Below are 23611 nucleotides of genomic sequence, written 5' to 3'. Positions count from 1 at the left end.
GGAGCAAACCCCTGCTAGACTGTTGGATTAAATACACAACCTAAAAAGCCGGCCAATAGCTGGCTGGTCTTCTAGCTCAAACCCTTCAGGTTGAGCGCTCGGTCGTCTTCAGTGGGGAGAAGATATCGTGGCAACAGGGGCCTATGCACTGGTGGATAGCCTGCATCGACATGGGGTGCAGCACATTTTCGGCTATCCAGGAGGAGCGATCTTGCCCATCTACGACGAGCTGTACAAGGCCGAATCCCAAGGGCTACTCAAACATTTCCTAGTCCGCCACGAACAGGCCGCCGCCCATGCTGCCGATGGCTACGCCCGCGCCACCGGCAAGGTGGGGGTGTGCTTCGCCACCTCGGGGCCAGGAGCAACCAACCTGGTGACGGGCATTGCCAATGCCATGATGGACTCTGTGCCCATGGTGGTGATCACCGGCCAGGTGCCCCGCCATTTGATCGGCACCGACGGCTTTCAGGAGACCGACATCTTTGGCATCACCCTGCCCATCGTCAAGCACTCCTACGTGGTGCGGGATCCGCGCCAAATGGCTCGGATCGTGGCCGAGGCTTTTCACATTGCTGGCACCGGGCGACCGGGGCCGGTGCTGATCGACATTCCCAAAGATGTGGGGCTGGAAGAGTTCGACTACCAGCCGGTTAGCGAAGTCAACATCCCCGGCTACCGGCCCACGGTGCGGGGGAACCCGCGCCAGATCCACGCGGCGGCCAAGCTGATCCTGCAGGCCAAGCGGCCCCTGCTCTACGTGGGGGGCGGGGCCATCATCTCGGGTGCCCATGCCGAGATTGCCGAGCTGGCCCACACCTATCAGATCCCGGTGACCACCACCCTCATGGGCAAAGGGGCCTTCGATGAGAACGATCCCCTCTCGGTGGGGATGCTGGGCATGCACGGCACCGCCTACGCCAACTTCGCCGTTACCGAGTGCGACCTGCTGATTGCCGTGGGGGCCCGCTTTGACGACCGCGTAACCGGCAAGCTGGACGAATTTGCCAAGCACGCCAAGGTTATCCACATTGATATCGACCCGGCAGAAGTGGGCAAAAACCGCACTCCGGACGTGCCGATTGTGGGAGATGTGCGCACCGTCCTGGTGGAGCTGTTGGCGCAACTGAGCAAAATGCCCCACACCCCTGGCCAGACGCAGGCTTGGCTGGAGCGGATCGAGCGCTGGAAACGGGACTACCCCCTGCAGGTGCCCCGCTATGAGGGCGTGATCGCCCCGCAGCAGGTGATCGATGCCTTTCGTCGCCATGCTCCCCACGCCTACTACACCACCGATGTCGGTCAGCACCAAATGTGGGCGGCGCAGTTTCTGCGTAACGGGCCGCGCCAGTGGATCTCCAGTTCTGGCCTGGGCACCATGGGCTACGGTTTCCCGGCGGCCATGGGGGTCAAAGTGGCCCTGCCCCACGCCGAGGTGATCTGCATCAGCGGCGACGCCAGCTTCCAGATGAACATGCAGGAGCTGGGCACGGTGGCCCAGTACGGCATTGCCACCAAGGTGGCCATCATCAACAACGGCTGGCAGGGCATGGTGCGGCAGTGGCAGCAGGCCTTCCACGGCGAGCGCTACTCCCACTCGGATATGACTCCGGGCATGCCGGATTTCGTCAAGCTGGCTGAAGCCTTTGGCGTCAAGGGCATGCGCGTCGATCACCCCGATCAAGTGGACGACGCCATCCAAGAGATGCTGCGCCACGAGGGGCCGGTGGTGGTCGATTTTGTGGTCAAGCGGGACGAGAACTGCTACCCGATGGTGCCCGCCGGCAAAGCCAACTACCAGATGATCGGCCTGCCGGAAAAGCGGCAACTGGAGCAAGCCGCCGAGCTGATTTACTGCCCCAATTGCGGCACCAAAAACCCCAGCCTGCACAAGTTCTGCGCCGAGTGCGGCACCAAGCTCTAGAACCGGCAGGGCTGGCCATCAGGGCAGGGAAGTTGGGATCCCTTCGCAACAAGGCCCGCCCTCGGCAGCGGAAAGTCCGCAGGGATGCCGATGATGGCTATTTCAAACTGCAGTCGTTTCAAACCCGATTGAAGAAAACACTTCCCGAGCGCGCCTCTGCTGCGACCAACCCCAGCCCATCGTCGAAGAGGAAGGGGGGGAGTGAGGCTCAAGTAGTCGGAAATTCTTTTTTCCACGCGGTGCGGGTGGAAGTTGCCAAAAGGTTCCGGCCTTACCCAATGGTCAGAGGGGCCGGTAGACACGGTAGTTGAGGTTGGGGAAGATGTTGTCCATGTATTCCACCTTGGCCAGCCACTGCTCGTCTTCAGGGGTGGCTTTTTCTCGCCGAAACTGGCCGGCTTGGATCTTCTCGTAGAGGTGATTGAAGCGCAGCAGGTGGGATTTGGTGCGGCGTACCGCATAGGGAACCATCGTCCCCGTGCGCATGATGAAGGCCCAGTCGGAAGATTGGGCCAGGAGCAATTCCCGCGCCGCCTGGTTCAGGGCCCGCCACTCCAGGTCATCGGCAGGCTCGCGGCGGCTCAGCTCGATCATCCGCTCGGTGGCCTTGTGCAGGTGGGGGTAGATCCAGGCGTTGGTGGGGTTGAGCCAGTACTCGTGGAAGCCGCGCGCCCCCCAACTGGACTGGGCAGGTTTGCACACCTGGTGGGTGGGGTTCTCCCGCAAGTACTCCGCCAGGTGAGTCATGCGATAGGTATTTTGGTCGAAGTAGCTCTTGCGAATGAGGAAATCCAAAAACCAGGGGCCCTCATACCACCAATGGCCGAACAGCTCGGCATCATAAGGGGCCACCACCAGCGGCGGACGCCCCATGACGCTGTACAAATACTCGATCTGCCGCTGGCGGTTGAACATGAAGTTGCCCGCATGTTCTGCCGCCTTCTCCCTGGCCCAGTAGGGATCGTAAAGTTGCTTCTGTCCCAGATCGAGGTTGCGCCCCGTGATGCGGTGGTACTTGATGCCGGTGTTTTTCCGCTGGCCGTTGGGCATGATGTAGGGCTTGATGTACTCGTAGTCGGCCTCGTACCCCAGGTCTTTGTAGAACTCGCGATAGACGGGATCCCCAGGGTAGCCCACCTCCGCTGACCACACCTGCTGCGAAGACTCGTGATCCCGACCGAAGACGGCAACGCCAGTCTCGGTGAAGATGGGGGCGTACATGCCGTAGCGGGGCCGCGGCTTGGCATAGAGCAAACCGTGGGCGTCGGTGATCATGTAGCGCAGGCCGGCATCGGCGATCATCCGCTCCAGCCCCTGGTAGTAGGCGCACTCCGGCAGCCAGATCCCTCTTGGCCATTGGCCAAAGTGTTCGTTGTAGTGCTCGCAGGCCACGATAAGTTGGGCCCATACCGCCTGCGGGTACATCTGCATCAAGGGCAGGTAGCCGTGGGTAGCCGCGCAGGTAATGATCTCCAGGTTGCCGCTGTCTTGAAACTGTTTGAAGGCCCGCACCAGATCCCGGTCGTAGCGCTCCCAGAGATCGCGCACCATGGCAAATTGCTTGATGTAGTGCTCGGCCAGGTAGCGAATGTGGCCGTTGGTGGCGTTCTTGTCGTATTCCAGTTGGGCCAGCTCTTCCAACTTGGTTAGGTAGTGGTCGTAGCGCTCCTGCAGCAAGGGATCCCGCAGCATCGACACCAAGGGCGGCGTCAGGGACATGGTGAAGCGAAAGTCGATGCCATCTCGCCGCAGCCCCTCGAACATGTGCAGCAGCGGGACATAGGTCTCGGTGATGGCTTCGTAGAGCCATTCTTCTTCCAGCACGAAGTCCTGCTCAGGGTGGCGCACAAAGGGCAGGTGTGCGTGGAGTACCAAGGCGAGATAGCCCATCATAGCGGCCAGGGATCCTCAGGTAGGAGAAGATAACCGAGCAAGCTCCCCTTCCCCGGCAATAAATCTGTAGGGAAGGTTAAGAGCGGCATTGCTACCTATCGTCCAGCATTTCCCCCTTGTGGTCAAGGGCTGGGATCGCTGGGGATCGCTCAGCGGTGGCGAATGAACTCGTAGATCTCCAGGTATTCTTTGCCGGGGTAGTTCCAGGAGTAGTCGTAGCTCATGCCCTGGACTTGCAGTTGGCGAAACTGGTCGGGAGCGGTGTACCACAGGTCGATGGCCCGATCCAGCGCCGACTCCAGAGCCGCGCGATCCGTGTGGTAGAACACGTAGCCATTGCGCTGCTCCGGCAATTTGCGAGTGTCGTAATCGCGGTCGAAAACGGTATCCACCAGGCCGCCCACGCCCCTCACCACCGGAACCGTGCCGTACTTGAGGCCGATCATCTGGGTAAGGCCGCAGGGCTCGTAGTGGCTGGGCACCACAAGGATGTCTGCCCCCGCATAGATGAGGTGGGAAAGTTCTTCGTTGAAGCCCAGCTCGATGTGAACATCGGGGTTGTCGTTGAGGTAGCGTTTCTCATGGGCAAACCAGGCGCCGATCCCCGGCTCCGTGGCGGATCCCAGCAGCACGAATTGGGCATTTTTAAACAGGGAGCGGTAGATGGCATGATGCACCAGATGCACGCCTTTTTGCTCGTCCAGCCGCCCAATATAGGCCACAATGGGCTTATCAACATCTTGTAGCCATAGCTGATCCCGCAGTGCTTTTTTGTTTTTGGCCTTGTTTTCCAAAGTTTGCGCCGTGTAGTGAAAAGGAATAAAGCGATCGATCTCAGGGTTCCAAATATCGTAGTCGATGCCATTCAAGACGCCGCGAAACTTGTGCTGGTGCAAGTAAAGAGTGTGTCCCAGTCCATAGTTGTAATTACCAAATCGCGCTTCCAGGGCATGGGTGGGGGAAACGGTGGTCACGAAGTTGGAAAAGACGATCCCGCCCTTCATAAAGTTGAGGGCAAAGGGGTTAAAGTTATCTCGCAGGCGGTCGTAATGAAAGTAATAGGGCTCCCGGTTGAGGCCGGTGGCCCAGAGGATTTCCGGGCCGCCAAAGCCTTGGTGTTTAAAGTTGTGGATGGTGTAGCATACCCGCTGGTTTTCCATGCCGTGGTACTTGTAAATCTCAAAGAGCAGCACCGGCACCAATCCTGTCTGCCAATCGTGACAATGAATGATATCGGGGCGCTTATTGCTTTTGAGAAGAAACTCCAAAGCCGCCTTGCTGAAAAAAGCAAAGCGCATGTTGTCGTCCGGGCAGCCGTAGTAGCAGCCACGATTAAAAAAGTTGTCGCCGGAGTGGGGCTCAATAAAAAAGCAAAGGCGGCCATGTACCCAGCCGCAGTACACCGAGCAGTGAATAGCTCCCCCATACCAGGGCACCCAGAGGTCGCGGTAGGCATCGTGCAAGCCCCAGATCTGGTCGTAGCGCATGGTGTCGTACTTGGGCAAAACCAGCTCGACACAGTGCCCCCGCACTTCCAGCTCTCGGCTGAGGCCGTACACCACATCCCCCAGCCCCCCCGCCTTGATGACCGGGGCACACTCCGACGCAATCTGCACGATGTACATTTCGCGCTCTCCCGTAGCACCGCCTTACTTTTCTTCACAAAAGATAATCTCTTTTGGCTTCTACAGCCCATCCCCCGCCTCAGCGAAAAGGGATCCCTGTCCGGGGATCCCTTCCTTGCCTAACAGGTGGCTAGCTCAATCTCTGGCTGCGCTGCCTACGGGTTTGGCTGGCGGCTCAGGCATCTGCCTGGGATCGCTCAATACCACTGCTGGGCATAGAGGCGCTGCACCAGATAGAACACGAACAGGGGCACATCGACGCGACGCTCGTCGATCATAAAAGACTCAATGGTGCTGGCCGGGGATCCTTCAATAGCGCAGCGGAAGAACTTGGGCCCATTGAGGGATCCCTCGGCAAAGAGGACGCTAAACTGCTTTTTGCCGCCGGCAAACGAGCCAATCAGCGTCTTGCCCTCCAGCCGCAGTTGCAGATCGGTGACGCCGCGTTTCTGAAAAGCGGCGATGGTTGCCGGGATCACATCTTCTGCAATGAGTTGCTCGAAAGGCTTCTCTTCCTTGGCTGGTTTTTTTGCTGCGGCTTTGGGCGAGGCTTGGGCAGTGTCAGTCTCCTTGGGAGCAGGGTTGGCGGCCTCAACCCGGGCCGGCTTTTCGACAGCGGTTTCCTGGGCGGGGGTAGGTTCTCCAGACATGGGCTGATACTCCGATAACAGGTCAACGATTGGCGTGCGGGCTGGCAGGCCCAGAGTCAGGGATGGAAGAGAGGCTAACCTTTGGGGATGTACTGGCCGACAATTTCTTCAGCAGGGATCTGGGGGAAGCCCATGCTGTAGTTGGGGGTACGCCCCTGCAGGTTGTAGGCAATTTCCCCTTGCTTGAGGAGAGAGCGAATGAAGTGTTCCAGGTCAGAGCCGATGCGCCGCAGGTTGTACTCAGTCAGATCCCGGCCCCTGTACTCTTCTACCAATTCCTCAAAACGAGCATAGACCTTCTGCAAGGCGGCATCGTTCCAGACCAGCTCGTTGTCGGGATCCACATCGAGGGTGAGCAGATCGTCGCGAGGCACAAAGTGGTTATCGGCGGTCACCTCGCCAGCAAAGATGTGAACGTGGCGGGTGGTGCATTTCAGCATGGCTGTCGCTCCGGTCGAGATCCTACGCCTTTCTTCAAGGTATCATTCCTGGCGCCGAGGTGGGATCCCTTGTCGTCCAGATCCCAGAAAGTTGCCCAGGCCAATCTCCCCACCCAACAATTCTGGGGAGAAGCGGGATCCCTCTGGCACAGAAGAAGCCTAAAAGTACGGCTGTCGGCTGCGTAGCCGGTGTTACTGGAAAAATTTAAAAAGCCGGACTACCTTCCCCAGGGAAACCTAAGCTTGTTTATGAGATAACCCATGGTTGTTCTAGGCAGACTGGATCAAATCAGCGATATTCTGCTTCATCCTACTGCAAATCACATCAAGGGGCAGGTCGTTCGGATCCCGTCCAAAGGGGTTCTCAATTTCAATGCCGATCTCCTCGACGCCAAACAGCATAAAGGCCAGCAGCCCGACAATGGGGCCGGTCATCCAGCCCAATCCCTCCACCATCTGAAAAGGCAAAGACAAACAATACAGCAGCAACAACTGCTTCAAATGTAAGGCGTAGGCCATGGGCGTTGGGGTCATGAGAATGCGCTCGCAGGCGCCCAGGACATCGACCATGTTATTGAGCCGCTCCACCATGATCGTTAGCTGATAGACTTCAACGCGGCCTTTTTGGTATTGGCGCTGTAGGTAGTCTCCAATCCAAAAGGCAACTTGCAAGGAGGGATGGTTGAGGTTTTTAAGACGTTGCAACTGCTCTGGGCTGAGGAGGGTCTGAAGCTCATCTGGCAAAAATTCTTGGCGCAGATGTTGCTTCATGGCGATGGCAAAAGCAGGCAGGAGATAGAGGATTTTGATTTTTTCTTCCCGATCGTCTGGCTGCTTCTCTTCAATGGCTACCCAAATCAAGCGGGCTAAGTTGCGCACGTTGCTCACCACGCATCCCCAAGCTTTTTGCCCCTCCCAAAACCGCTCGTAGGCAGTGTTTGTCCGAAACACCAGCATCAAGCCAAAAACGATGTTGGGCACGAACGCCACCAACGAGGACAGCGCTATGGGCAACCCCAGCTTGTAGAGAACGGAAACCAGCACTCCCAGGAGACCACAGATGAGGGTGCGAGGCAGCACTGCCGGCACAACCGATCCGTGCAACTGCAGGGCCAAGCGAAACCAACGCAACCCATTTCCCGATAGATACTGGCGAATCCTGGTGTGGCGTCGGCAAGCCTGCCCTCTGATCCTACTACCGTCATGGCAACGGTTGTTGACCGAAACCTTGGCGGCGCAGGCCCCCCTCTTCCCCGCCGTATACGGGGGGATGAATCCCTTGACCTGACGGGGCAACTTCCAGGGTCTCAGGAGTCATTTCAAGCTAGTTTAAGAGGTTCTCTTTGCTCTCCTCAGGTTGAGAGGCAGGGATCCAGAAGTTGCTCTGCAGCAGAGGGGCGCCAGTGGGGGATTCGCTCCCGCCTGCCGGTTCGAGGGTAATCCAAAGGCGGGTCGGCTGCTGTGAATGTGTGGGCTGGCTGAGCCATTGCAGGGATCCCTCGGCGTTGACGGTGAAGGTGCCGGCGCTTTCCAGGCGCTGCCCAGCCGACTCCAGCCACAGTTGGTAGGTGGTTCCCGGGGGGGCAGGGGGCATTTCTGAAGCCAAGAGCAACACCTGCTTGGCGCGGGGCGACCAGAGAGCTTGTACCAACAGGGGGTTGCGGAAGCTGGGGTCGCGCAGAAGGGTTCGCCGTACCTGCGGTTGTCGTTGCCACTCCTGATAGAGCCGTTGAATGGCTACCGACTCCCCCTGCCAGCGCAGCCGCCAGTAGGCCGCTGTTATGGCCACTGCGTAGATCCCTAACCCTACTAAGCTGCCCCAGAGGAGGCGCCGCGGCCACCAAGGAGGTGCGACCCGGATGGAGGCAGGGGCGGGCAACCAGCTCCAGCGCCGCAAGCGTTCTTGGGCTTGAAAGGCCGTCAACTCGTAAAGCCACAGGGCCACCGAGCGATCCCGCTGCAGGTCAAAGGCCTCCGCATGTTTCCAGCAGAACTCAAACACCTGGCGCACCACCTCTTCGGCCTGGTGAGGCTGCTTGAGAGTGGACAGCGCGATCTCCAGCAGGCGCTTTTGGTAGCGATCCTTAAGTAAAAAGTGGCTGCGGCGATCCCGCAGTTGGATCTGGCGCATCAGCTCGAAATCGGTCGGCTCCGCCATAGCCCCCCATCTGCTGCGCCTGTCCAGCCCGGCTTTGGGTCAAGCGGTAGCGCCAGGCCGGTAGCTTTTTCAAAAATATACATCAGCCCTGGATCCAGCTCACCGGCAAGCCGACTTCATTTTGTTGCGGCTGGTGCAGATGCCGGCCGTGCAACTTGCGGTATCCGCTTTTACTCGCACCTATCTCCTACAAAACGAGGAGCCGACCCAAGACACCATTTTTTCAGTGCAGATGCCCTCAGGCGGCATCTTTCTCGACCACCTTCTCCGCTTCTACCTTCAGGGACTCCGTCCCGCTGACGCGATCGGCACCGGCGGTGGGCTCGTCATCGCTGCTGGGGTTGTTCATCTCTTGCTTGAAGCTGCGCAACGCTTTGCCGAAGGCGCTGCCCAACTCCGGCAGCTTCTTGGGGCCGAACACGACCACTGCAATTATCCCAATCACGGCCAGCTCTGGCAGGCCCATGCCGAAGATGCTCACGGCCAGGATAGGTTCGCTCGACAGCAGGATAGCCATAAGTCCCCAAAACCCCAAAAATAGAACAAGCCAACCAACCTCGCTGGCAAGGAGGGGAATTATCCCCTCCCAACTCTAGCAGGTTTTCCCGGGGGCAGAAAGGTTTGGCTGCTACTGCCATGGCTCTGGAATCCATGAGCTGCCAAAAGCGGCAGCCGACGACCGCTAGACTGAGATTGTTGCTTTGTTGAAGCTTGCCGATGGGCTTTCTCCTGTCTGCCGAACAAGTGCTTCAGTTCGTCACCAACCAGTGGCAGGATCCCTATGCTGTTTTGGGGCCGCAGCAGATAGAGCAGGGGGAGACGTCCTTCTGGCTGGTGCGGGCCCTGGTGCCTAATGCCAAACAGGTTTGGTTGGTAGAACGCGCCACTGGGCAGGCCTACCCCATGCAGCCGCTGCATCCAGAAACGTTGTTTGAGCTGTGCTTTGCGCCTGGCACGCCGGTTCCAGACTACTTTCTGCGGGCGCAGCGGGTCTGGGATTCGGAGGGCCAGCACTTGGAAGAGTGGGAGGATCCCTATCGCTTTCCCCTGGAGAAGGTCAACCACATCGGTGAGCTGGATCGCTACCTCTTCAACGAGGGCAACCACCACCGCATCTACGAGAAGTTGGGCGCTCATCCCATCAGCGTAGATGGGGTTCAGGGAGTCCACTTTGCCGTCTGGGCTCCCAACGCCCGCAATGTCAGTGTCATTGGCGACTTCAACCACTGGGATGGCCGCCAACACCAGATGAAGCGGCTGGGCGAAAGCGACATCTGGGCGGTGTTCATCCCTGGTGTTGGGCCAGGAGCCGTCTACAAGTACGAGGTGAAAACTGCCTGGGGGGATATCTACGAAAAGTCAGATCCCTATGGCTTTCAGCAGGAGGTGCGACCCAAAACCGGCTCAATTGTAGCCGACCTCCACACCTATACCTGGCACGACCAGGAGTGGCTGGAAAAGCGGGCTGCCACCGACCCCCTGCGCTCGCCCATCTCGGTGTACGAGGTGCATTTGGGATCCTGGATGCACGCTTCCACGGAAGACCCCCCCGCTGATGGGCACCTGGTGCCGGTGGAGCAAAAGCCCAACACCCGCTTTCTTACCTACCGGGAGCTGGCGGACAAATTGATCCCCTATGTCAAGGAGCTGGGCTTTACCCACATCGAGCTCTTACCCGTGGCCGAGCACCCCTTCGACGGCTCCTGGGGCTACCAGGTTATTGGCTACTACGCGGTAACCTCCCGCTACGGCTCGCCCCAAGACTTCATGTACTTTGTCGATCGCGCCCACCAGGAAGGGATCGGCGTCATTGTCGATTGGGTGCCGGGGCATTTTCCCAAAGACGGGCATGGGCTGGCCTTTTTTGACGGTACCCACCTCTACGAATATGCTGACCCCCGCAAGGGCGAACACAAAGGCTGGGGCACCTTAGTTTTCAATTACGGCCGCAACGAGGTGCGCAACTATCTGGTGGCCAACGCCCTCTTTTGGTTTGACAAGTACCACGTTGACGGCATTCGGGTGGATGCAGTGGCCTCGATGCTCTATCTGGATTACGACCGCAAAGAATGGATCCCCAACTGCTACGGCGGGCGAGAACACCTGGAGGCCATCGACTTTTTTCGCCAGCTCAACACCCTTATTTTCAAGTACTACCCTGGCGTTCTTTCCATTGCCGAGGAATCCACTGCCTGGCCAATGGTAACCTGGCCAACCCATGTGGGTGGTCTGGGCTTTAACCTCAAGTGGAACATGGGCTGGATGCACGACATGCTGAATTATTTTCGCATGGATCCCTGGTTCCGCCAGTTCCATCACAACCTAGTGACTTTCAGCCTCATGTATGCCTTCAGTGAAAATTACATGCTGGCTTTTTCCCACGATGAGGTAGTGCACGGCAAAAGCCACATGTTGGGCAAAATGCCAGGGGATATGTGGCACAAGTTTGCCAGTTTGCGGGCCCTCTACGGCTACATGTTCACCCACCCCGGCAAGAAAACTTTGTTCATGAGCATGGAGTTTGGCCAGTGGAACGAGTGGAATGTTTGGGCAGATCTAGACTGGGAGCTGCTGCAGTATGAGCCCCACGCTAAACTGCGCCACTACGTAGCCACTCTCAACCATCTATTGCGCTCGCAGCCAGCTCTCTACACTCAAGACACCAAGCCAGAAGGGTTCCGCTGGATTGACTGCAGCGACCATCGGGGCATTATCTCCTTTATCCGATATGGGGAGGATCCCAGGGAGTGGCTAGTGGTAGTCTGTAACTTTACGCCGGTGGTTTGGCCGAATTACCGCATTGGCGTGCCGCAGCGAGGGTTTTACCGGGAACTGCTCAACAGCGACGCGGTAGAGTTCTGGGGCAGCGGGGTTGGCAACCTAGGGGGCAAGTGGACGGATGACTGGCCCTACCACAACCTGCCCTACTCGCTTGAGCTCTGCCTGCCCCCTCTTTCAACCTTGGTGCTGAAGTGGCAGCCGCCCCAGCTGGCGGAGGATTCAGGCGAAAACAAAGCTATGCTGGAGTGAGTACGGCCTTCCCGCCTCATTGCCATGCGAGATCTGCTGCGCGACATCCTTCGAGACTATTCTGGCTTTGTGGAACTGCGCTACCACAGCAAAGTCTTTCGCAGTGTCACGGCGGAAAAGGGGCGCATTGAGCGCACAGCGGTTCGACGGCGCTCAGGTGTGGGGGTACGGGTGCTAGAAGACGGCACCTGGGGCTTTGCCGCCACCGGGGATCCCTCGCCAGCAGCCATTCGCAAGGCCATTGCCGAAGCTCAGCAAGCGGCCCGCGCCAGCGCCGACTGCCGCAGGCAGAAGCTGAAGGCTTTGCCCAGCGTATCCCTGGCCCAGGGGGAGTTCTGCGAGCCCGGCGTGGAGGAGGTGGTCAACAAACCCCTGGAGGCCAAGATCCAGTTGGCTCTGGAAACAGAAGCCCAGGCGCGCAAGTCTTCCGCCCGCATCACCTCCGCCAGTTGCACTTACAACGAGATCTACGAGGAAAAAGCCATTGTTACTACGGATGGGGCGGATGTGGCCTTCCGGCTGGTGCGCCCTGAGCTGCGGATCCAGGCGGTGGCCGAGGCGGATGGCCAACTCAGCAGCGGTACTGAGTCCATTGGCGTGACGGGGGGGTGGGATTGCCTTTTTCGGGCGGATCCCTTGCAGATGGCGGAGAAGGCGGCTGCCACAGCCGTCGATCTCCTCTCTGCAGGCTATGCTGAGGGGGGATGGGCCACGGTCATCTTGTCCCCTTCCATCGTGGGGCTGCTGGTGCACGAGGCCATTGGCCACACGGTCGAGGCGGATTTTGTCTTGGCCGGCTCGGTGGCAGCCGGCAAGCTGGGGCAGCGGGTGGCCAGCGAGCTGGTTACTCTCAAGGACTCTGGCCGTTCTGAATTGATGCCGGGGGCAGGGGGAACGCTGCCTGTGGACGATGAGGGCGTCCCCACCCAAACCACCACCATCATCCAGAACGGCATCCTGGTGAGCTACCTGCACAACCGGGAGACTGCCGCCCACTTCGGCGTCGAGCCCACCGGCAATGCCCGCGCCTGGGAGTACGCCGATGAGCCGCTCATCCGCATGCGCAACACCTATCTCGAGCCGGGATCCCAGACATTGGAGGAGATCATCGCCAGCACTCCCGACGGCTACTTCCTGGATGGGGCCAGAAACGGGCAAGCCGACTCCACCGGTGAGTTCATGTTTGGCGTGGAGCGGGCCTACCGCATTCGCAACGGCAAGCTGGCGGAGCTGCTGAGGGGAGTTACCATCACGGGCAATGCCTTTGAGGTGTTGCAGTCGGTGGATGCCGTGTCGCGGGATTTCCGGTGGGACTTGGGATCCGGCCACTGCGGCAAGGGTCAGCCGGCCAAGGTAGACGCCGGAGGGCCCTACATTCGCTGCCGTGCCATTGTGGGGGGCCGACAGCCTGCTTAGCCCTCACCCCCAGCCCCTCTCCCAAAGGGAGAGGGGAGTTAGGGAGCAACTCTTAGAACCAGCCGGTCGGCTTCCCACTGCTGGAAGAGGCGGAGGACGTGGCCGGCTCTCTCGCGATGGTCGGCCAAGATCTCGGCGCCGGAACGAGCTTGCTTGGCCAATGGCAGCAGCAGCTCCACCACCTGGTAGCGGCTAGAAGCGATCATCTTGCCCGGGATGCGGGCGATGGGCCAGAAGATGTCCATCTTTTGGGTCACGATCTGGGCCGGATCCACTTTGCCCAGCAGATCCGAAAAGGGGATCTTTTGATCCCAGTAGCGCACCTTGCCGTACTGGAGAAAGAGGGGGTTGAGCTGCCAACGGGAGCTTTGGAAAAACTCGGGAGTAAAGGGATCCCAATGGGCCAACTTTTTGCCCTGGTGGCAGCACCAAAAGAGATTTTGCGTGTGGTAGAGGGGCTCCAGGTACTCGATGACCCGCAGTTGGTCAATGCGGGCAAGGGCCTCGTAGCGGCGGTGGAACTCCGGGTGGGTGGCGGCAATCAAGGGCCTGGCGTTCCAATAGTCCAAGTAGGGGGCGACATCGATAAACTCCAGTCCCGCCTGGGCCAGAAGGTCGGGGATTTCGCCGATGTCAAAGGGGATGTCGTTGGCGTGGAAGAAGTTATCGACGATGTTTTCATCTGGTAAGTAGTACTCTTCGTGGGCCTTGGCGTGCCGGGCCAGCAGGGAATTGGGATGGGCTGCCTTTAATAATTGCCGCACAAATTCGATCTTTTCCCGGGTGGCCGGTGGAGTAATCCCCAGCAGCTCCAAAGCACGGCGAATGCGGTAGACATGCCAACGGCCTGAGCGGTTGTAGAGCATCAGGGCCATTACCCCGTCGGGAGCCAGGCGCGAGGCCAGGTTCTGCAAAGCCTTGACCGGATCGGCGGTGTGGTGAATTACCCCATAGGAGCTGATCATGTCGAAGCTCCCCTCCGGCCAGGTGGAGGGATCCATGAGATCGCCGTAGTGCACCGAGCAGTTGCGCAGGCCGTGGTACTTGATCCGCTTCTGGGCAATCTCTAGGGCCGGGCGGCTGAGGTCGATCCCGACCACGGCGCCATAGCCGGGGTTGCTGGCGGCAATGCCGTGCACCTCCCAGCCGGTGCCACACCCGGCCACCAAAAACCTGGCGCCCGTCGGCTCTTGTAAGGTGCGGGTGCGGGCATATTGGGCCAACGTATAGCTGCCCAGGCTGGAGAAGCCCTCAAAGGGTTGGTCGTAAGGCACAGGCGGGTAGGGAAACGCCTCGTACTGGGCCTGCACTGCCTGGGTGATCTCCGCTTCGCTTGCCAAAGGCACGTCCTCCCACCTCTTCCCCCCTATCCTAAGAGTCTTTGTAGATTCTTAGACCGGTTTTGGCCGTCAAGTCGGCCCGTGTCGGTCGGCAGCAGGGCAGGGCTAGGCCGCCGTCAAACTGTGGGCAGCTCGCCGGTAGGCCTCCTCCAGCGTCTCTGCCAAGGTGGGGTGAACATGCACCAGGCGGGCCAGCTCTTGCACCGTGGCGCGGCGGGCGATGGCCTGGGCTGCCTCGTGGATGAGATCGGCGGCATGCGGCCCAAAAATGTGGGATCCCAGCAAGAGGCCCGTCTCTTTATCAAAGACCAGCTTCACCATGCCCTCAGTCTCGCCAGCAGCAATGGCCTTGGAGTTGCCGCCAAAGTAGGTGCGCACCGTGCCTACGCTATAGCCCTCGGCTTTGGCCTGCGGCTCGGTTAGCCCCACAAAGCCCATCTCCGGATGGGTGAACACCGCCGCTGGGATGCTCAGGTAATCCATGTAGGCAGGGCGGCCACAGATGTTTTCCACCGCCACCCGCCCCTGCGCTGCCGCCGCGTGGGCCAGCATCATCTTGCCCGTCACATCCCCAATGGCCCACAGGTGGGGCAATTCGGTGGCCATGCGGCTATCCACCGGCACAAAGCCGCGCTTGTCCGTAACAACCCCCAGCTCCGCCAGGCCCAGCCCTTCTGAGACCGGGATCCGCCCAGCGGCCACCAGGCAGCCATCCACCTGCAGCGTCTCCCCGTTGGAGAGGTGGATCGTCACCGGCTGGCCGGGGATCACCTGCTTGGCCAGCACGCCCACATAGGTCTGGATCTGGCGGGGTTTAATCAGCACCCGCTGGGCCAGGCGGGCAATGTCGGGGTCAAAGGCCGGCATCAGGGTCTCCAGGGCTTCGATGAGGATGACCTGGGATCCCAGCGCCGTGTAGACGTCGGCAAATTCCTGGCCGATGTAGCCGCTGCCGATGATGGCCAGCCGCTCCGGGATCCACTCCAACCGCACCGCCTCGTCGCTGGTAAACACGGTGCGGCCATCCACCTGGATCCCCGGCGGCACAAAGGGTCGAGAACCCGTGGCCAGGATCACATCCCGCGCCGTGTAGGTCTGGGATCCCTTCTCTTCCTGGACTTCGACCGTTTGTGGCCCCGCCAGCCTGCCCCGCCCCCGCAGGATTGTTACCCCCAGCTTCTCTAGGGAGCGGGTCATGTCGGTGCGGATCTTCTCCACCACCTGGGCAGCATGGGCAGCAATGGCTCCTCGGTCGGCCTGGACGGATCCCACTTGGATGCCCAGCTCAGGGGTGTGTTGCAGTTCCCGCAGGCGTCCGGAGGCGGCCAGGAGAGCTTTGGAGGGGATGCAGCCGCGGTTGATACAGGTGCCGCCCATTTCCGCACCTTCGACGATGGCGGTTTTGAGGCCGGATTCGACGGCATGCAGCGCCGCGCCATGGCCGCCGACGCCAGCACCGATGATGATCAAGTCAAAATCAAAGCTCATGGCGAGACTTGGATAACCGGTGCCTCATTTTCTCATCTTGTTGGCCTTCCCAGGAACCTGGCTGAGAGCATCCAAACTATGAGGTAGCATAGGGTCGCTTGCCCAGTTGACAAGAGGCTGGCGGGGTGGGAACGGGGGATGCGCATGGAACTGCAGGCGTTCATTTTTGATGTGGATGGCACGCTGGCGGATACGGAGCGGGATGGGCACCGCGTGGCTTTCAACGCCGCCTTTGCCGAGGCAGGGCTGGACTGGCACTGGTCGGTGGAGCTCTACGGCCAGCTCCTGGCCATCACCGGCGGCAAAGAGCGCATTCGCCACTTCGTCCAGACCTGCCAGCCGCCCCTGCCTGCCGGCGAAGACCTGACCAGTCTAATAGCCCGGCTGCACCAGGCCAAGACCCGCCACTACACAGCTCTGTTGGCCCAAGGAGGGATCCCTTTGCGCCCCGGCGTCAAGCGCCTCTTACAGGAAGCCAGAGCCGCCGGGATCCGCCTGGCCATCGCCACCACCACCACGCCCGAAAACGTGACGGCCCTTCTGGAGCACACCCTGCCAGAAAGCCTGAGCTGGTTTGAGGTGATCGCTGCCGGCGATATTGTCCCCGCCAAAAAGCCAGCCCCCGACATCTACTGCTACACGCTGGAACAGATGGGGCTGCGCCCCCAGGAGTGCCTGGCCTTTGAGGACTCGGAGAACGGGCTGCGCTCGGCCCAGCAGGCGGGCGTCCCGGCCGTGGTGACAGTAAACAACTATACGCGGGAGCAAGACTTTTCGGGAGCGGCTTTGGTGTTGGATCACCTAGGGGAGCCTGGGCTGCCGTTTCAGGTGTTGGCGGGAAGGGCGGGATCCCACAGCCACTTTACTCTGGAGCTGGCTCGCCAAGTCCACGCTCAAGCCCTCGCCGGACAAGAAAAGTGACCCGAGAGCCCAATCTGCAACAGCGCCTCCGGGAGCACCTGCAGCAAGTAGCTCAGCCCCGCGATCCCGACTGGTCGCCTTTGGGCCATCGGCAGGTGGAGCAGTATGTCCAAAAACAGCTTTCCGAGTGCGGCCCGGTGGAGCCCTTCCCCTTTGAGGCCAATGGCTGCCAGCACCGCAACTGGATCTTGAAATTGCCGGGATCCCAGCCTGGCCGCAGGCCCATTTTAATCGGGGCCCACTTCGACGCCGCGCCTGCTACCCCCGGCGCCGACGACAACGCCAGCGGCGTGGCGGTGTTGCTGGAATTGGCCCGCCATTTTGCCGCCGAGCCCGCCCCTTCCCCCCTGTGGCTAGTGGCCTTCGACCTAGAAGAGCGGGGCCTGCTAGGGAGCAAAGCCTACGCCCGCTTTCTCAGACAACAGCGCCAACCCCTGCGGCTGATGCTCTCTCTGGAGATGCTGGGCTACCGGGATCCCACGCCCGGATCTCAGCGCTACCCCGCCGGCCTGGAGCGGCTCTACCCCGACCGGGGAGATTACATCGGTCTCATTGGCAACTGGCCCGCCCTGGGGGATCTGCTTAGGCTGCAGCGCGGTTTTCAGCAGGTGGGGATCCCGTGTTGCTGGCTGCCAGCCGGCCGGCGGGGTTTGTTCCTGCCGGTTACCCGCCTCAGCGACCACTCCCCCTTTTGGGATGCGGGCTACCCTGCGGCTATGGTGACCGACACCGCCTTTTTGCGCAACCCCCACTACCACAAGCTGAGCGACACCCTCGAGACCCTAGATCTTGCCTTTTTGAGTGGGGTCTGCCGCGGCTTGAGGCAGGGTCTTGGATCCCTCTAGGCCGTGAGATCCCTCGATTCCCAACTCCCCTCTCCCTCTGGGAGAGGGGCTGGGGGTGAGGGTGCCTCTGGGAGAGGGGCTGGGGGTGAAGGCCAGCGGCGCGGGGCGCTTGGGCAGGCCTCCTCAGTACGGAGATCGCTCCAGGAGTTTCGCGATCCCTCGACTCCCGCTTGGGCGACAGAGGGAGATAATAGGCGGCATAGGCAAAGAGGGGAAAAGTTTGCCAAAAAACCTCCCTTAGCCTTTTGGGTCAAAACTTTCACAGGAGCCTTTTTCATGAATACCTTCGCCCAAGCCCCCAAAAAGTGCGTCTCTGCCGTTTTCAAAGAAGAAGCCAAAGTCCAAGAGTGCATCCAGCGCCTGCTCAACCGCGGTATCCCCAACGACCGCATCTCCATCATTGGCCGCAACTTTCAAACGGAAGCCAAAATTAGTGGCTTTATCACTCGCAAAGATGTGGTTCTCGATGGCTTGACCAGCGGCGCCATCTACGGATCCCTGTTTGGATCGCTGCTGGGGCTCCTCACGGGGGTAGGGGTGCTGTTTATTCCCTTTTTGGGGGCGGTGGTGGCCGCCGGGCCACTAGGAGCGGCGCTGCTGGGGGCAACCGGTGGCGCTCTCTACGGGGCGCTGGGAGCAGGGCTGGGATCCGCCCTCATTGCCCTGGGCATGCCACAGGAGAAGGCCGCCATCTACCAGACGCGGGTGCAGGCGGGCGAATTCCTGTTGGTGGTGCAGGTGCCGGAGGAAAAAGCGGGCGAAATCTACTTGCTGCTGCAAAGTGCCGGCGGCGAAGAGGTGGCCACTGCCGACTTGAACTTGCCCAGCGAGCCAGAGGGATCCCTGACTCCCGAAACCATCTCCCCCGAGATCCGCGCCGATCTCTCAGAAGAAGCCCAGCAAACCTTTGTGGAAGCCTATAACCAGGCCAAGGCAGAGGGCAGCCCGGTCACCCAGGCGCTGCTCAAGGCTTGGGAAAAGGTCAAACAAGTTTTCACAAGAGACGACAAGGGGATTTTCTCCAGGCGCAAACCCTAGGGGAGTGCTCTCAGGGGCAAGGACAGAGCTAAGTGTTTCTCCCTCGCTCTGGGTTTTCCGATTGCACCTCTAGCCTGAAGGTATCCTAAAAGCCTTAACCTGATTTCGTAGGGGTGAGCTTATGGCTGCGAGCGATTTCAAGGACTACTACCAGATCCTGGGCGTCAGCCGAGATGCCTCTTTAGAGGAGATCAAGCGCGCCTATCGCAAGCTGGCTCGCCAGTATCACCCCGACGTCAACCCCGGCAACAAGGCGGCCGAGGAGCGCTTCAAGCAGATCAACGAAGCCTACGAGGTGCTCTCGGATCCCGACAAGCGGCGGCGCTACGACCAGTTTGGCCAGTACTGGCAACGGGTGGGCAGCGGCGCGGCGGCGGGGCCGGGCATGGAGGGATTTGCCCAGTACGCCAGCTTCGAGGACTTCATCAACGAGCTTCTGGGCCGCATGGGATCCCGCCGCGGCGGCTTCCAGGGCTTCACCACGGGGTTTGGGCCGTTTGTCTCGGTGGATCTGCCAGGGCAAGACGTAGAAGCCACGCTGGGCCTCACCTGGGCAGAGGCCTTCCACGGCACCCAAAAGCGGCTGAGCGTGGATGGCGAAACCCTCACCATCCGCATTCCTCCCGGCGCCAAACCGGGCAGCCGCATCCGCGTCAAGGGTAAAGGCCAATATAGCCCCTTTGGCGGGCCGAGGGGGGATCTCTACCTCACCCTGGAGCTGCCCCCGCACCCCTTCTTCCGCTTCGACGGCGACAACCTGCTCTGCGAGCTGCCCATCACCCCTGACGAGGCGGTTTTGGGCGGCACAGCGGAAGTCCCCACCCCCACCGGTCGGGTGCAACTGAAGATCCCCGCCGGCGTCGATAGCGGCCAGACCCTGCGGCTGCGCGGCCAGGGCTGGCGGGATCCCCAAGGGCAGCGGGGCGACCTGCTGGTGCGGCTGAAGGTTGTCACGCCCAAATCCCTCTCCCCCACTGAGCGGGATCTCTACGAGAAGCTGCGGCAAAATCGGAGCTGGGATCCCCGCGCCTACTTGCAGGAGGTGAGGCTATGAGCTTGGCCATTGTGCGGGTAGAAGAACGGCTCTACACCTTTGAGCAGGCCAGTGAAGTAGCCGGGATCCCGACCCACCTGCTGGAGTGGCTGCTGTTGCAGGGGCTGGTGGAAGCGCAAAGCAGCTACCTCACCCCCCAACAACTGCGGCGCCTGCTGCAGATGATCCGCCTGCATCGGGACTTGGGCCTCAACTGGGTTGGGGCGGCCATGGTTTTGGATATGGCCCAGGAAATTGCCCGCCTCAGGGCGCAGCTACACTACTACCGCGGAGGCTAAGCAGCCCAAGCCTCCATCTCCCTTAAATCCCGCAAGTCAGGAGAACTTCTCTATGGAACAAGTCGTCCGACGCAGCCAAGTGGTGGGCCTGCTGGCCCTGGATAGCAGCACTGCCACGGCCCTGGGCACTGTCGAAGAAATCTGGGTCGATGGACAAGGGCGGGTCTGCTACTTCACCAGCCAGCAGGGCTACACCCCCCTGGAGCAAATCTCTCTCATCGGGCCGGACGCGCTGCTGACCTACTCCACCGTCTTCGCCACTCCGGCAACGCCGCTTAGCTCCCTCTACCGGCGAACCGTGCGTATTGGGGATCAGCCGGTGGGCTGGATCGAGGATTTTCTCTTCGATTGGGAAACCGGAACGATTGCCGCCTACATCCTGGGGGGCAGCATCGCCGAGCCCTGGGGAGGGCGCGCCGTCCTGTTGCCGGAGGATGTAGAGGCCATCGACGTAGATGCCGTGGTGGTCAAGGAAGATGCGCCGCAGCGCCTCAAATCAGAAACTGAGGGCCTAAAGAACTTTTGGAGCGAAAAGTCTCGCCAAGTCAAGCAGCTCATCCAGCGCATGGGGGATCGCCTCAAATCCCTGGTCGGCCCCCAGGATCCGCCGGAGGTGGTGCGCGTCAAGGTCAAGCAAGTGCGGGACGAGCTGGCCAAAGGGGGCAAGTTCGACCTCTCCCTGCTCGATGAGGCGGCAGAGTTTTTGCAGCAAAAATGGACAACCTGGCAGCAGCGCCTTAGCCGCGCCGCCCAGCGCATGCAAGCTGCCCTCCAGGCCGCCTGGGAAAAGCTGACCGAATGATGCTCCAACTCCCCTCTCCCAAAGGGAGAGGGGATGGGGGTGAGGGAATGGCCCTAGCTGACAGAGGGCAGGTTTTTCCGCTAGGATTAAAAATCGCTGTCAATGCTCGGATCAGGTTGCAAGACCCCTAGGGGCACCTGTACGGCAAGGAAAAGGCATGACCTACGCAATTGTGGAAACCAGTGGCAAGCAGCTTTGGGTAGAGCCAGGGCGCTTTTACGACGTCGATCGCCTGCCCGGCACAGAGGAAAACAGCCCCTTGGCCCTGTCCCAGGTGTTGTTAATCAACCACGAGGGACAGGTGACGCTAGGGCATCCGTATGTTCCCGAGGCAGTGGTCAGGGCACGGGTCTTGCAGCACCGCCGCGGCAACAAAATCATCGTCTACAAGATGAGGCCGAAGAAGGGAACCCGCAAAAAGAGAGGACACCGGCAGCCGCTCACCCGCGTGCTGATCGAGTCCATCGAACTCAACGGCACAACCCTGGCCACGGCCCAGTCTGCTCCGCCATCCACTTCTGAGGCGACCACTGACACCACAGGGATCCCAGCGGCGGAGGAATAGATCCTAAACTCAGGATCCCAACTTATCTTTGGCGACGACACAGTTGCAGAGGAGGCGTTATGGCTCACAAGAAAGGAACCGGCAGTACCCGCAACGGTCGCGACTCCAATGCCAAGCGGCTGGGGGTGAAGTGCTTTGGCGGCGAGCTGGTGCACCCTGGCTACATTTTGGTGAGACAGCGGGGCACCAAGTTTCATCCAGGGGTGAACGTGCGCCGCGGCGGCGACGACACCTTGTTTGCGGTGGCCACCGGCATTGTTACCTTTGAGCGCTACGGCAAGTGGCGGAAAAAGGTGAGCGTCTACCCGGTTGAGGCGGCTGCCCAATAGGCAGTGAGCTTCCCGTTCTGGCTGGGCAACTGGGCAAGACAGCTCAACTGGTTCCATTCCTCAGCCTGCAGCTGGGCAAAGGGGGGATCCTGGCTTGGCCCAATCCCAATCCTGTGTGGAGCGCCTGTGAGATCCAGGGCTGTGCGGGTGTACTTGTTTCGGGGAGTGGGGTTGCTCCACCTTATCGCTGGGGTGGCGTACCTCTACTGGCGCATCAGCGAGGGGCTGACCGGTCTGGGATCCCTTCTGTTTTGGGGGGCAGAGCTGTACGTTTGGCTGGCGGCGGTGGGCTTTATCCTCAGCCGCTATCCCCAGGTGCCGCAGGAGGGGGTGCCCGCGCCCGAGGTGCTGCGGCGGGCGTTTTTTCAACTGCCGCGGGTGGACGTGCTGGTGCTGCGCCAGCGGGATTCCGTGGAAGCGACCCGGCAGACGGTGCTCTCGGCCCTGCGCCTGGATTACCCCTGGGAGCGGCTGTTTGTCCATATTGTGGATCGGGTGGAAGATGCGGAGATGGCTAAAGTGGCGCGGGCCATCCCCTGCGAGTACTGGTCTTGCCCAAGCCCCACGACCGATCCCCTAGCCTACATGCTGGGATCCGGCCAGCTCCAGGGAGAATATCTGCTCCTGCTGCATCCCGGCCATTTTGTCGAGCCGGATTTTTTGTGGCAGACGTTGCCCCTGTTTTACGACTTTCCGGAGCGGGCCCCGATTGCCAATGCCACCGGCTTTGTGCAGGCAACGCTGCGCACCCTGGGCCAGCCCAGGGCGGTTCACCCGCTGCAGCAGCTTTTGGCGGTGGGATCCCAGGGCTACCAGGCGGCGCCGCTGCTGGGATCTGGCTGTCTCATTCGGCGGGCAGCTTTGGAGGGGATCCCGCAAATCGACATTCGCCGCCCTGTGCAGTTGGGGTGTCAGATGCACTGCCGCGGCTGGCAGTCCCACCTAGTGCGCCCAGCCCAGGTCACTGGCATTTTGTTGCCGTTGCGCAACCGCCGCGTCGCTCTGCTGGCGGTGTTTTCTGCCCTGCGGGAAAACCCCTTCTGGAGCAAGCCCACCACGCAGCAGCAGCGCTTTCAGTACCTGTGGCTGGCCCTCTGGGCTGCGGGCGGGGTGGCGGAGCTGGCCTATTTAGCGGTGCCCATCCTCTTTCTCTGCACAGGCTGGATGCCGGTGCCGGCCTTTGATAGAGTCTTCTTTGCCTGGTTTCTTCCCTACGCCCTGCTGGGGCGCCTCACCTGGCTGTTGGCTTTTCCCCCGTCGCTGTGGGGAGCGGCGTGGCAGTCGGAGCGGCAGACGGGCAGCCAGTTTTTCCAGTCCATCCAGGCGCTGGTGCAGGCGGTGCGGGGGGTGCCCCCCTACCCCGAACAGCCGTCCCAGCTTTCCCTCGGCCCGCAGGCGCTGGCTATTGTGCTGACGTTGTTGGCCATGGGGGTGGGATCCCTGCGCTTTGCCGGCAACTGGGATCCAACCTGCTGGCCAGAGCTGCTGTTTGGCCTAGTCTGGGCCTTCTACAACCTGATGGTTCTAACGGTGCGCCCGGACGATCACGATTTTGCCGGCTTTGCCTTGCGTAGCCACAACCCGGCAGCGGAAGAAACAACAGATGCGCTCTCCAACTCCTAGGGCTGCCAAGCCAGGCACACGGCAAAGCCAAATCCCCCTATTATTCCGCTGTTGCATGGAGAGCATAGAGAAAATGGCCGGCTGCCCCGGCGGAAGTGGTCAACAGCTATGCTGGAAGAAGGATAGGATAGCTAGATCGGCAGAGGTTGCCCCTGCCTTTCCGGGAGGTGTACGGAGGGGGAGGGGCGATCC

The 23611-nt window shown here is 60.6% G+C and carries 21 protein-coding genes; 12 read left to right on the top strand and 9 right to left on the bottom strand.

Annotated elements, in window-relative coordinates; genetic code table 11:
* Window positions 1–127 precede the first annotated feature (127 nt).
* Window positions 128–1924 (top strand): biosynthetic-type acetolactate synthase large subunit, encoded by a 1797-nt coding sequence (gene ilvB / locus NW846_RS05450; protein ID WP_414345917.1) that lies wholly within the window; start codon window positions 128–130, stop codon window positions 1922–1924.
* A gap of 282 nt (window positions 1925–2206) precedes the next feature.
* Here ilvB and NW846_RS05445 read toward each other — a convergent pair whose 3' ends face one another.
* The 7 genes from NW846_RS05445 to tatA form a co-directional block, all read right to left on the bottom strand.
* On the bottom strand, window positions 2207–3814 hold the full coding sequence (locus NW846_RS05445; RefSeq protein ID WP_011430886.1) for a glycoside hydrolase family 57 protein: 1608 nt from the start codon (window positions 3812–3814) through the stop codon (window positions 2207–2209).
* Between the two features lie 152 nt (window positions 3815–3966).
* Window positions 3967–5442: a glycogen synthase GlgA gene (glgA, locus tag NW846_RS05440; RefSeq protein WP_011430885.1), complete on the bottom strand. Its 1476-nt coding sequence runs from the start codon at window positions 5440–5442 to the stop codon at window positions 3967–3969.
* Between the two features lie 197 nt (window positions 5443–5639).
* Entirely contained in the window at window positions 5640–6092 is a 453-nt protein-coding gene (locus NW846_RS05435; protein WP_099813003.1) for a DUF2996 domain-containing protein, read from the bottom strand.
* 74 nt (window positions 6093–6166) lie between these two features.
* Complete coding sequence (locus NW846_RS05430) at window positions 6167–6532, bottom strand: NAD(P)H-quinone oxidoreductase subunit M (protein WP_011430883.1); 366 nt, start codon at window positions 6530–6532, stop codon at window positions 6167–6169.
* A 270-nt stretch (window positions 6533–6802) separates the two neighbouring features.
* Window positions 6803–7663, bottom strand: coding sequence for a bestrophin family protein (locus tag NW846_RS05425; protein WP_414345921.1), 861 nt, complete (start codon window positions 7661–7663; stop codon window positions 6803–6805).
* Window positions 7664–7856: 193 nt separating this feature from the next.
* Entirely contained in the window at window positions 7857–8690 is an 834-nt protein-coding gene (locus tag NW846_RS05420) for an anti-sigma factor domain-containing protein (RefSeq protein WP_011430880.1), read from the bottom strand.
* A gap of 238 nt (window positions 8691–8928) precedes the next feature.
* Complete coding sequence (tatA, locus tag NW846_RS05415) at window positions 8929–9207, bottom strand: twin-arginine translocase TatA/TatE family subunit (protein WP_011430879.1); 279 nt, start codon at window positions 9205–9207, stop codon at window positions 8929–8931.
* A gap of 200 nt (window positions 9208–9407) precedes the next feature.
* Between tatA and glgB the strand changes: the two genes are divergently transcribed.
* Both glgB and NW846_RS05405 read left to right on the top strand, forming a co-directional pair.
* A complete protein-coding gene (gene glgB, locus NW846_RS05410; RefSeq protein WP_414345926.1) occupies window positions 9408–11720 on the top strand; it encodes a 1,4-alpha-glucan branching protein GlgB in 2313 nt (770 codons plus the stop codon).
* A gap of 24 nt (window positions 11721–11744) precedes the next feature.
* Entirely contained in the window at window positions 11745–13136 is a 1392-nt protein-coding gene (locus NW846_RS05405; RefSeq protein ID WP_414345929.1) for a TldD/PmbA family protein, read from the top strand.
* 38 nt (window positions 13137–13174) lie between these two features.
* On the opposite strand, the gene NW846_RS05400 is transcribed toward NW846_RS05405, so the two are convergent.
* Complete coding sequence (locus tag NW846_RS05400) at window positions 13175–14482, bottom strand: class I SAM-dependent methyltransferase (RefSeq protein WP_414345932.1); 1308 nt, start codon at window positions 14480–14482, stop codon at window positions 13175–13177.
* 99 nt (window positions 14483–14581) lie between these two features.
* Window positions 14582–15964 carry a dihydrolipoyl dehydrogenase gene (gene lpdA, locus NW846_RS05395; protein WP_414345935.1) on the bottom strand — a complete coding sequence of 461 codons (1383 nt, stop codon included), beginning with the start codon at window positions 15962–15964 and terminating at the stop codon, window positions 14582–14584.
* 144 nt (window positions 15965–16108) lie between these two features.
* Between lpdA and NW846_RS05390 the strand changes: the two genes are divergently transcribed.
* From NW846_RS05390 to NW846_RS05350, 9 genes are all read left to right on the top strand, one after another.
* Window positions 16109–16885 carry an HAD family hydrolase gene (locus tag NW846_RS05390; RefSeq protein WP_011430872.1) on the top strand — a complete coding sequence of 259 codons (777 nt, stop codon included), beginning with the start codon at window positions 16109–16111 and terminating at the stop codon, window positions 16883–16885.
* The gene (locus NW846_RS05385) at window positions 16882–17730 is read left to right on the top strand and encodes a M28 family peptidase (protein WP_414345938.1); all 849 of its coding nucleotides are present in this window, start codon (window positions 16882–16884) and stop codon (window positions 17728–17730) included. The genes NW846_RS05390 and NW846_RS05385 overlap by 4 nt, the downstream gene beginning before the upstream one ends.
* Before the next feature lie 276 nt (window positions 17731–18006).
* A complete protein-coding gene (locus NW846_RS05380) occupies window positions 18007–18768 on the top strand; it encodes a ChaB family protein (protein ID WP_011430870.1) in 762 nt (253 codons plus the stop codon).
* 121 nt (window positions 18769–18889) lie between these two features.
* A complete protein-coding gene (locus NW846_RS05375; RefSeq protein WP_011430869.1) occupies window positions 18890–19822 on the top strand; it encodes a DnaJ C-terminal domain-containing protein in 933 nt (310 codons plus the stop codon).
* Complete coding sequence (locus NW846_RS05370; RefSeq protein WP_011430868.1) at window positions 19819–20100, top strand: chaperone modulator CbpM; 282 nt, start codon at window positions 19819–19821, stop codon at window positions 20098–20100. Before NW846_RS05375 ends, NW846_RS05370 begins: the two co-directional genes overlap by 4 nt.
* A 52-nt stretch (window positions 20101–20152) precedes the next feature.
* Window positions 20153–20902, top strand: coding sequence for a photosystem reaction center subunit H (locus NW846_RS05365; RefSeq protein WP_011430867.1), 750 nt, complete (start codon window positions 20153–20155; stop codon window positions 20900–20902).
* A gap of 157 nt (window positions 20903–21059) precedes the next feature.
* Window positions 21060–21467, top strand: a complete 408-nt coding sequence (gene rplU, locus NW846_RS05360; protein ID WP_011430866.1) for a 50S ribosomal protein L21 — start codon at window positions 21060–21062, stop codon at window positions 21465–21467.
* A gap of 59 nt (window positions 21468–21526) precedes the next feature.
* A complete protein-coding gene (gene rpmA / locus NW846_RS05355) occupies window positions 21527–21796 on the top strand; it encodes a 50S ribosomal protein L27 (protein WP_011430865.1) in 270 nt (89 codons plus the stop codon).
* Window positions 21797–21922: 126 nt separating this feature from the next.
* Window positions 21923–23419 (top strand): cellulose synthase, encoded by a 1497-nt coding sequence (locus NW846_RS05350; protein WP_414345944.1) that lies wholly within the window; start codon window positions 21923–21925, stop codon window positions 23417–23419.
* The last annotated feature ends 192 nt before the right edge of the window (window positions 23420–23611 follow it).

Source organism: Synechococcus sp. W60.3, assembly GCF_047502615.1.
In the GTDB taxonomy this organism is placed as follows: Bacteria; Cyanobacteriota; Cyanobacteriia; order Thermostichales; family Thermostichaceae; genus Thermostichus.
The sequence above is the reverse complement of the archived record's forward strand: the minus strand, read 5'-3'. Positions and strand labels throughout refer to the sequence as shown.

Coding starts and splice junctions, on each gene's coding strand:
- NW846_RS05405 (WP_414345929.1), top strand. CDS start 11,745: ATGCGAGATCTGCTGCGCGACATCCTTCGAGACTATTCTGGCTTTGTG.
- NW846_RS05435 (WP_099813003.1), bottom strand. CDS start 6,092: ATGTCTGGAGAACCTACCCCCGCCCAGGAAACCGCTGTCGAAAAGCCG.
- rplU (WP_011430866.1), top strand. CDS start 21,060: ATGACCTACGCAATTGTGGAAACCAGTGGCAAGCAGCTTTGGGTAGAG.
- NW846_RS05445 (WP_011430886.1), bottom strand. CDS start 3,814: ATGGGCTATCTCGCCTTGGTACTCCACGCACACCTGCCCTTTGTGCGC.
- glgA (WP_011430885.1), bottom strand. CDS start 5,442: ATGTACATCGTGCAGATTGCGTCGGAGTGTGCCCCGGTCATCAAGGCG.
- glgB (WP_414345926.1), top strand. CDS start 9,408: ATGGGCTTTCTCCTGTCTGCCGAACAAGTGCTTCAGTTCGTCACCAAC.
- tatA (WP_011430879.1), bottom strand. CDS start 9,207: ATGGCTATCCTGCTGTCGAGCGAACCTATCCTGGCCGTGAGCATCTTC.
- NW846_RS05370 (WP_011430868.1), top strand. CDS start 19,819: ATGAGCTTGGCCATTGTGCGGGTAGAAGAACGGCTCTACACCTTTGAG.
- rpmA (WP_011430865.1), top strand. CDS start 21,527: ATGGCTCACAAGAAAGGAACCGGCAGTACCCGCAACGGTCGCGACTCC.
- NW846_RS05380 (WP_011430870.1), top strand. CDS start 18,007: ATGAATACCTTCGCCCAAGCCCCCAAAAAGTGCGTCTCTGCCGTTTTC.
- NW846_RS05365 (WP_011430867.1), top strand. CDS start 20,153: ATGGAACAAGTCGTCCGACGCAGCCAAGTGGTGGGCCTGCTGGCCCTG.
- NW846_RS05420 (WP_011430880.1), bottom strand. CDS start 8,690: ATGGCGGAGCCGACCGATTTCGAGCTGATGCGCCAGATCCAACTGCGG.
- NW846_RS05390 (WP_011430872.1), top strand. CDS start 16,109: ATGGAACTGCAGGCGTTCATTTTTGATGTGGATGGCACGCTGGCGGAT.
- NW846_RS05430 (WP_011430883.1), bottom strand. CDS start 6,532: ATGCTGAAATGCACCACCCGCCACGTTCACATCTTTGCTGGCGAGGTG.
- NW846_RS05375 (WP_011430869.1), top strand. CDS start 18,890: ATGGCTGCGAGCGATTTCAAGGACTACTACCAGATCCTGGGCGTCAGC.
- lpdA (WP_414345935.1), bottom strand. CDS start 15,964: ATGAGCTTTGATTTTGACTTGATCATCATCGGTGCTGGCGTCGGCGGC.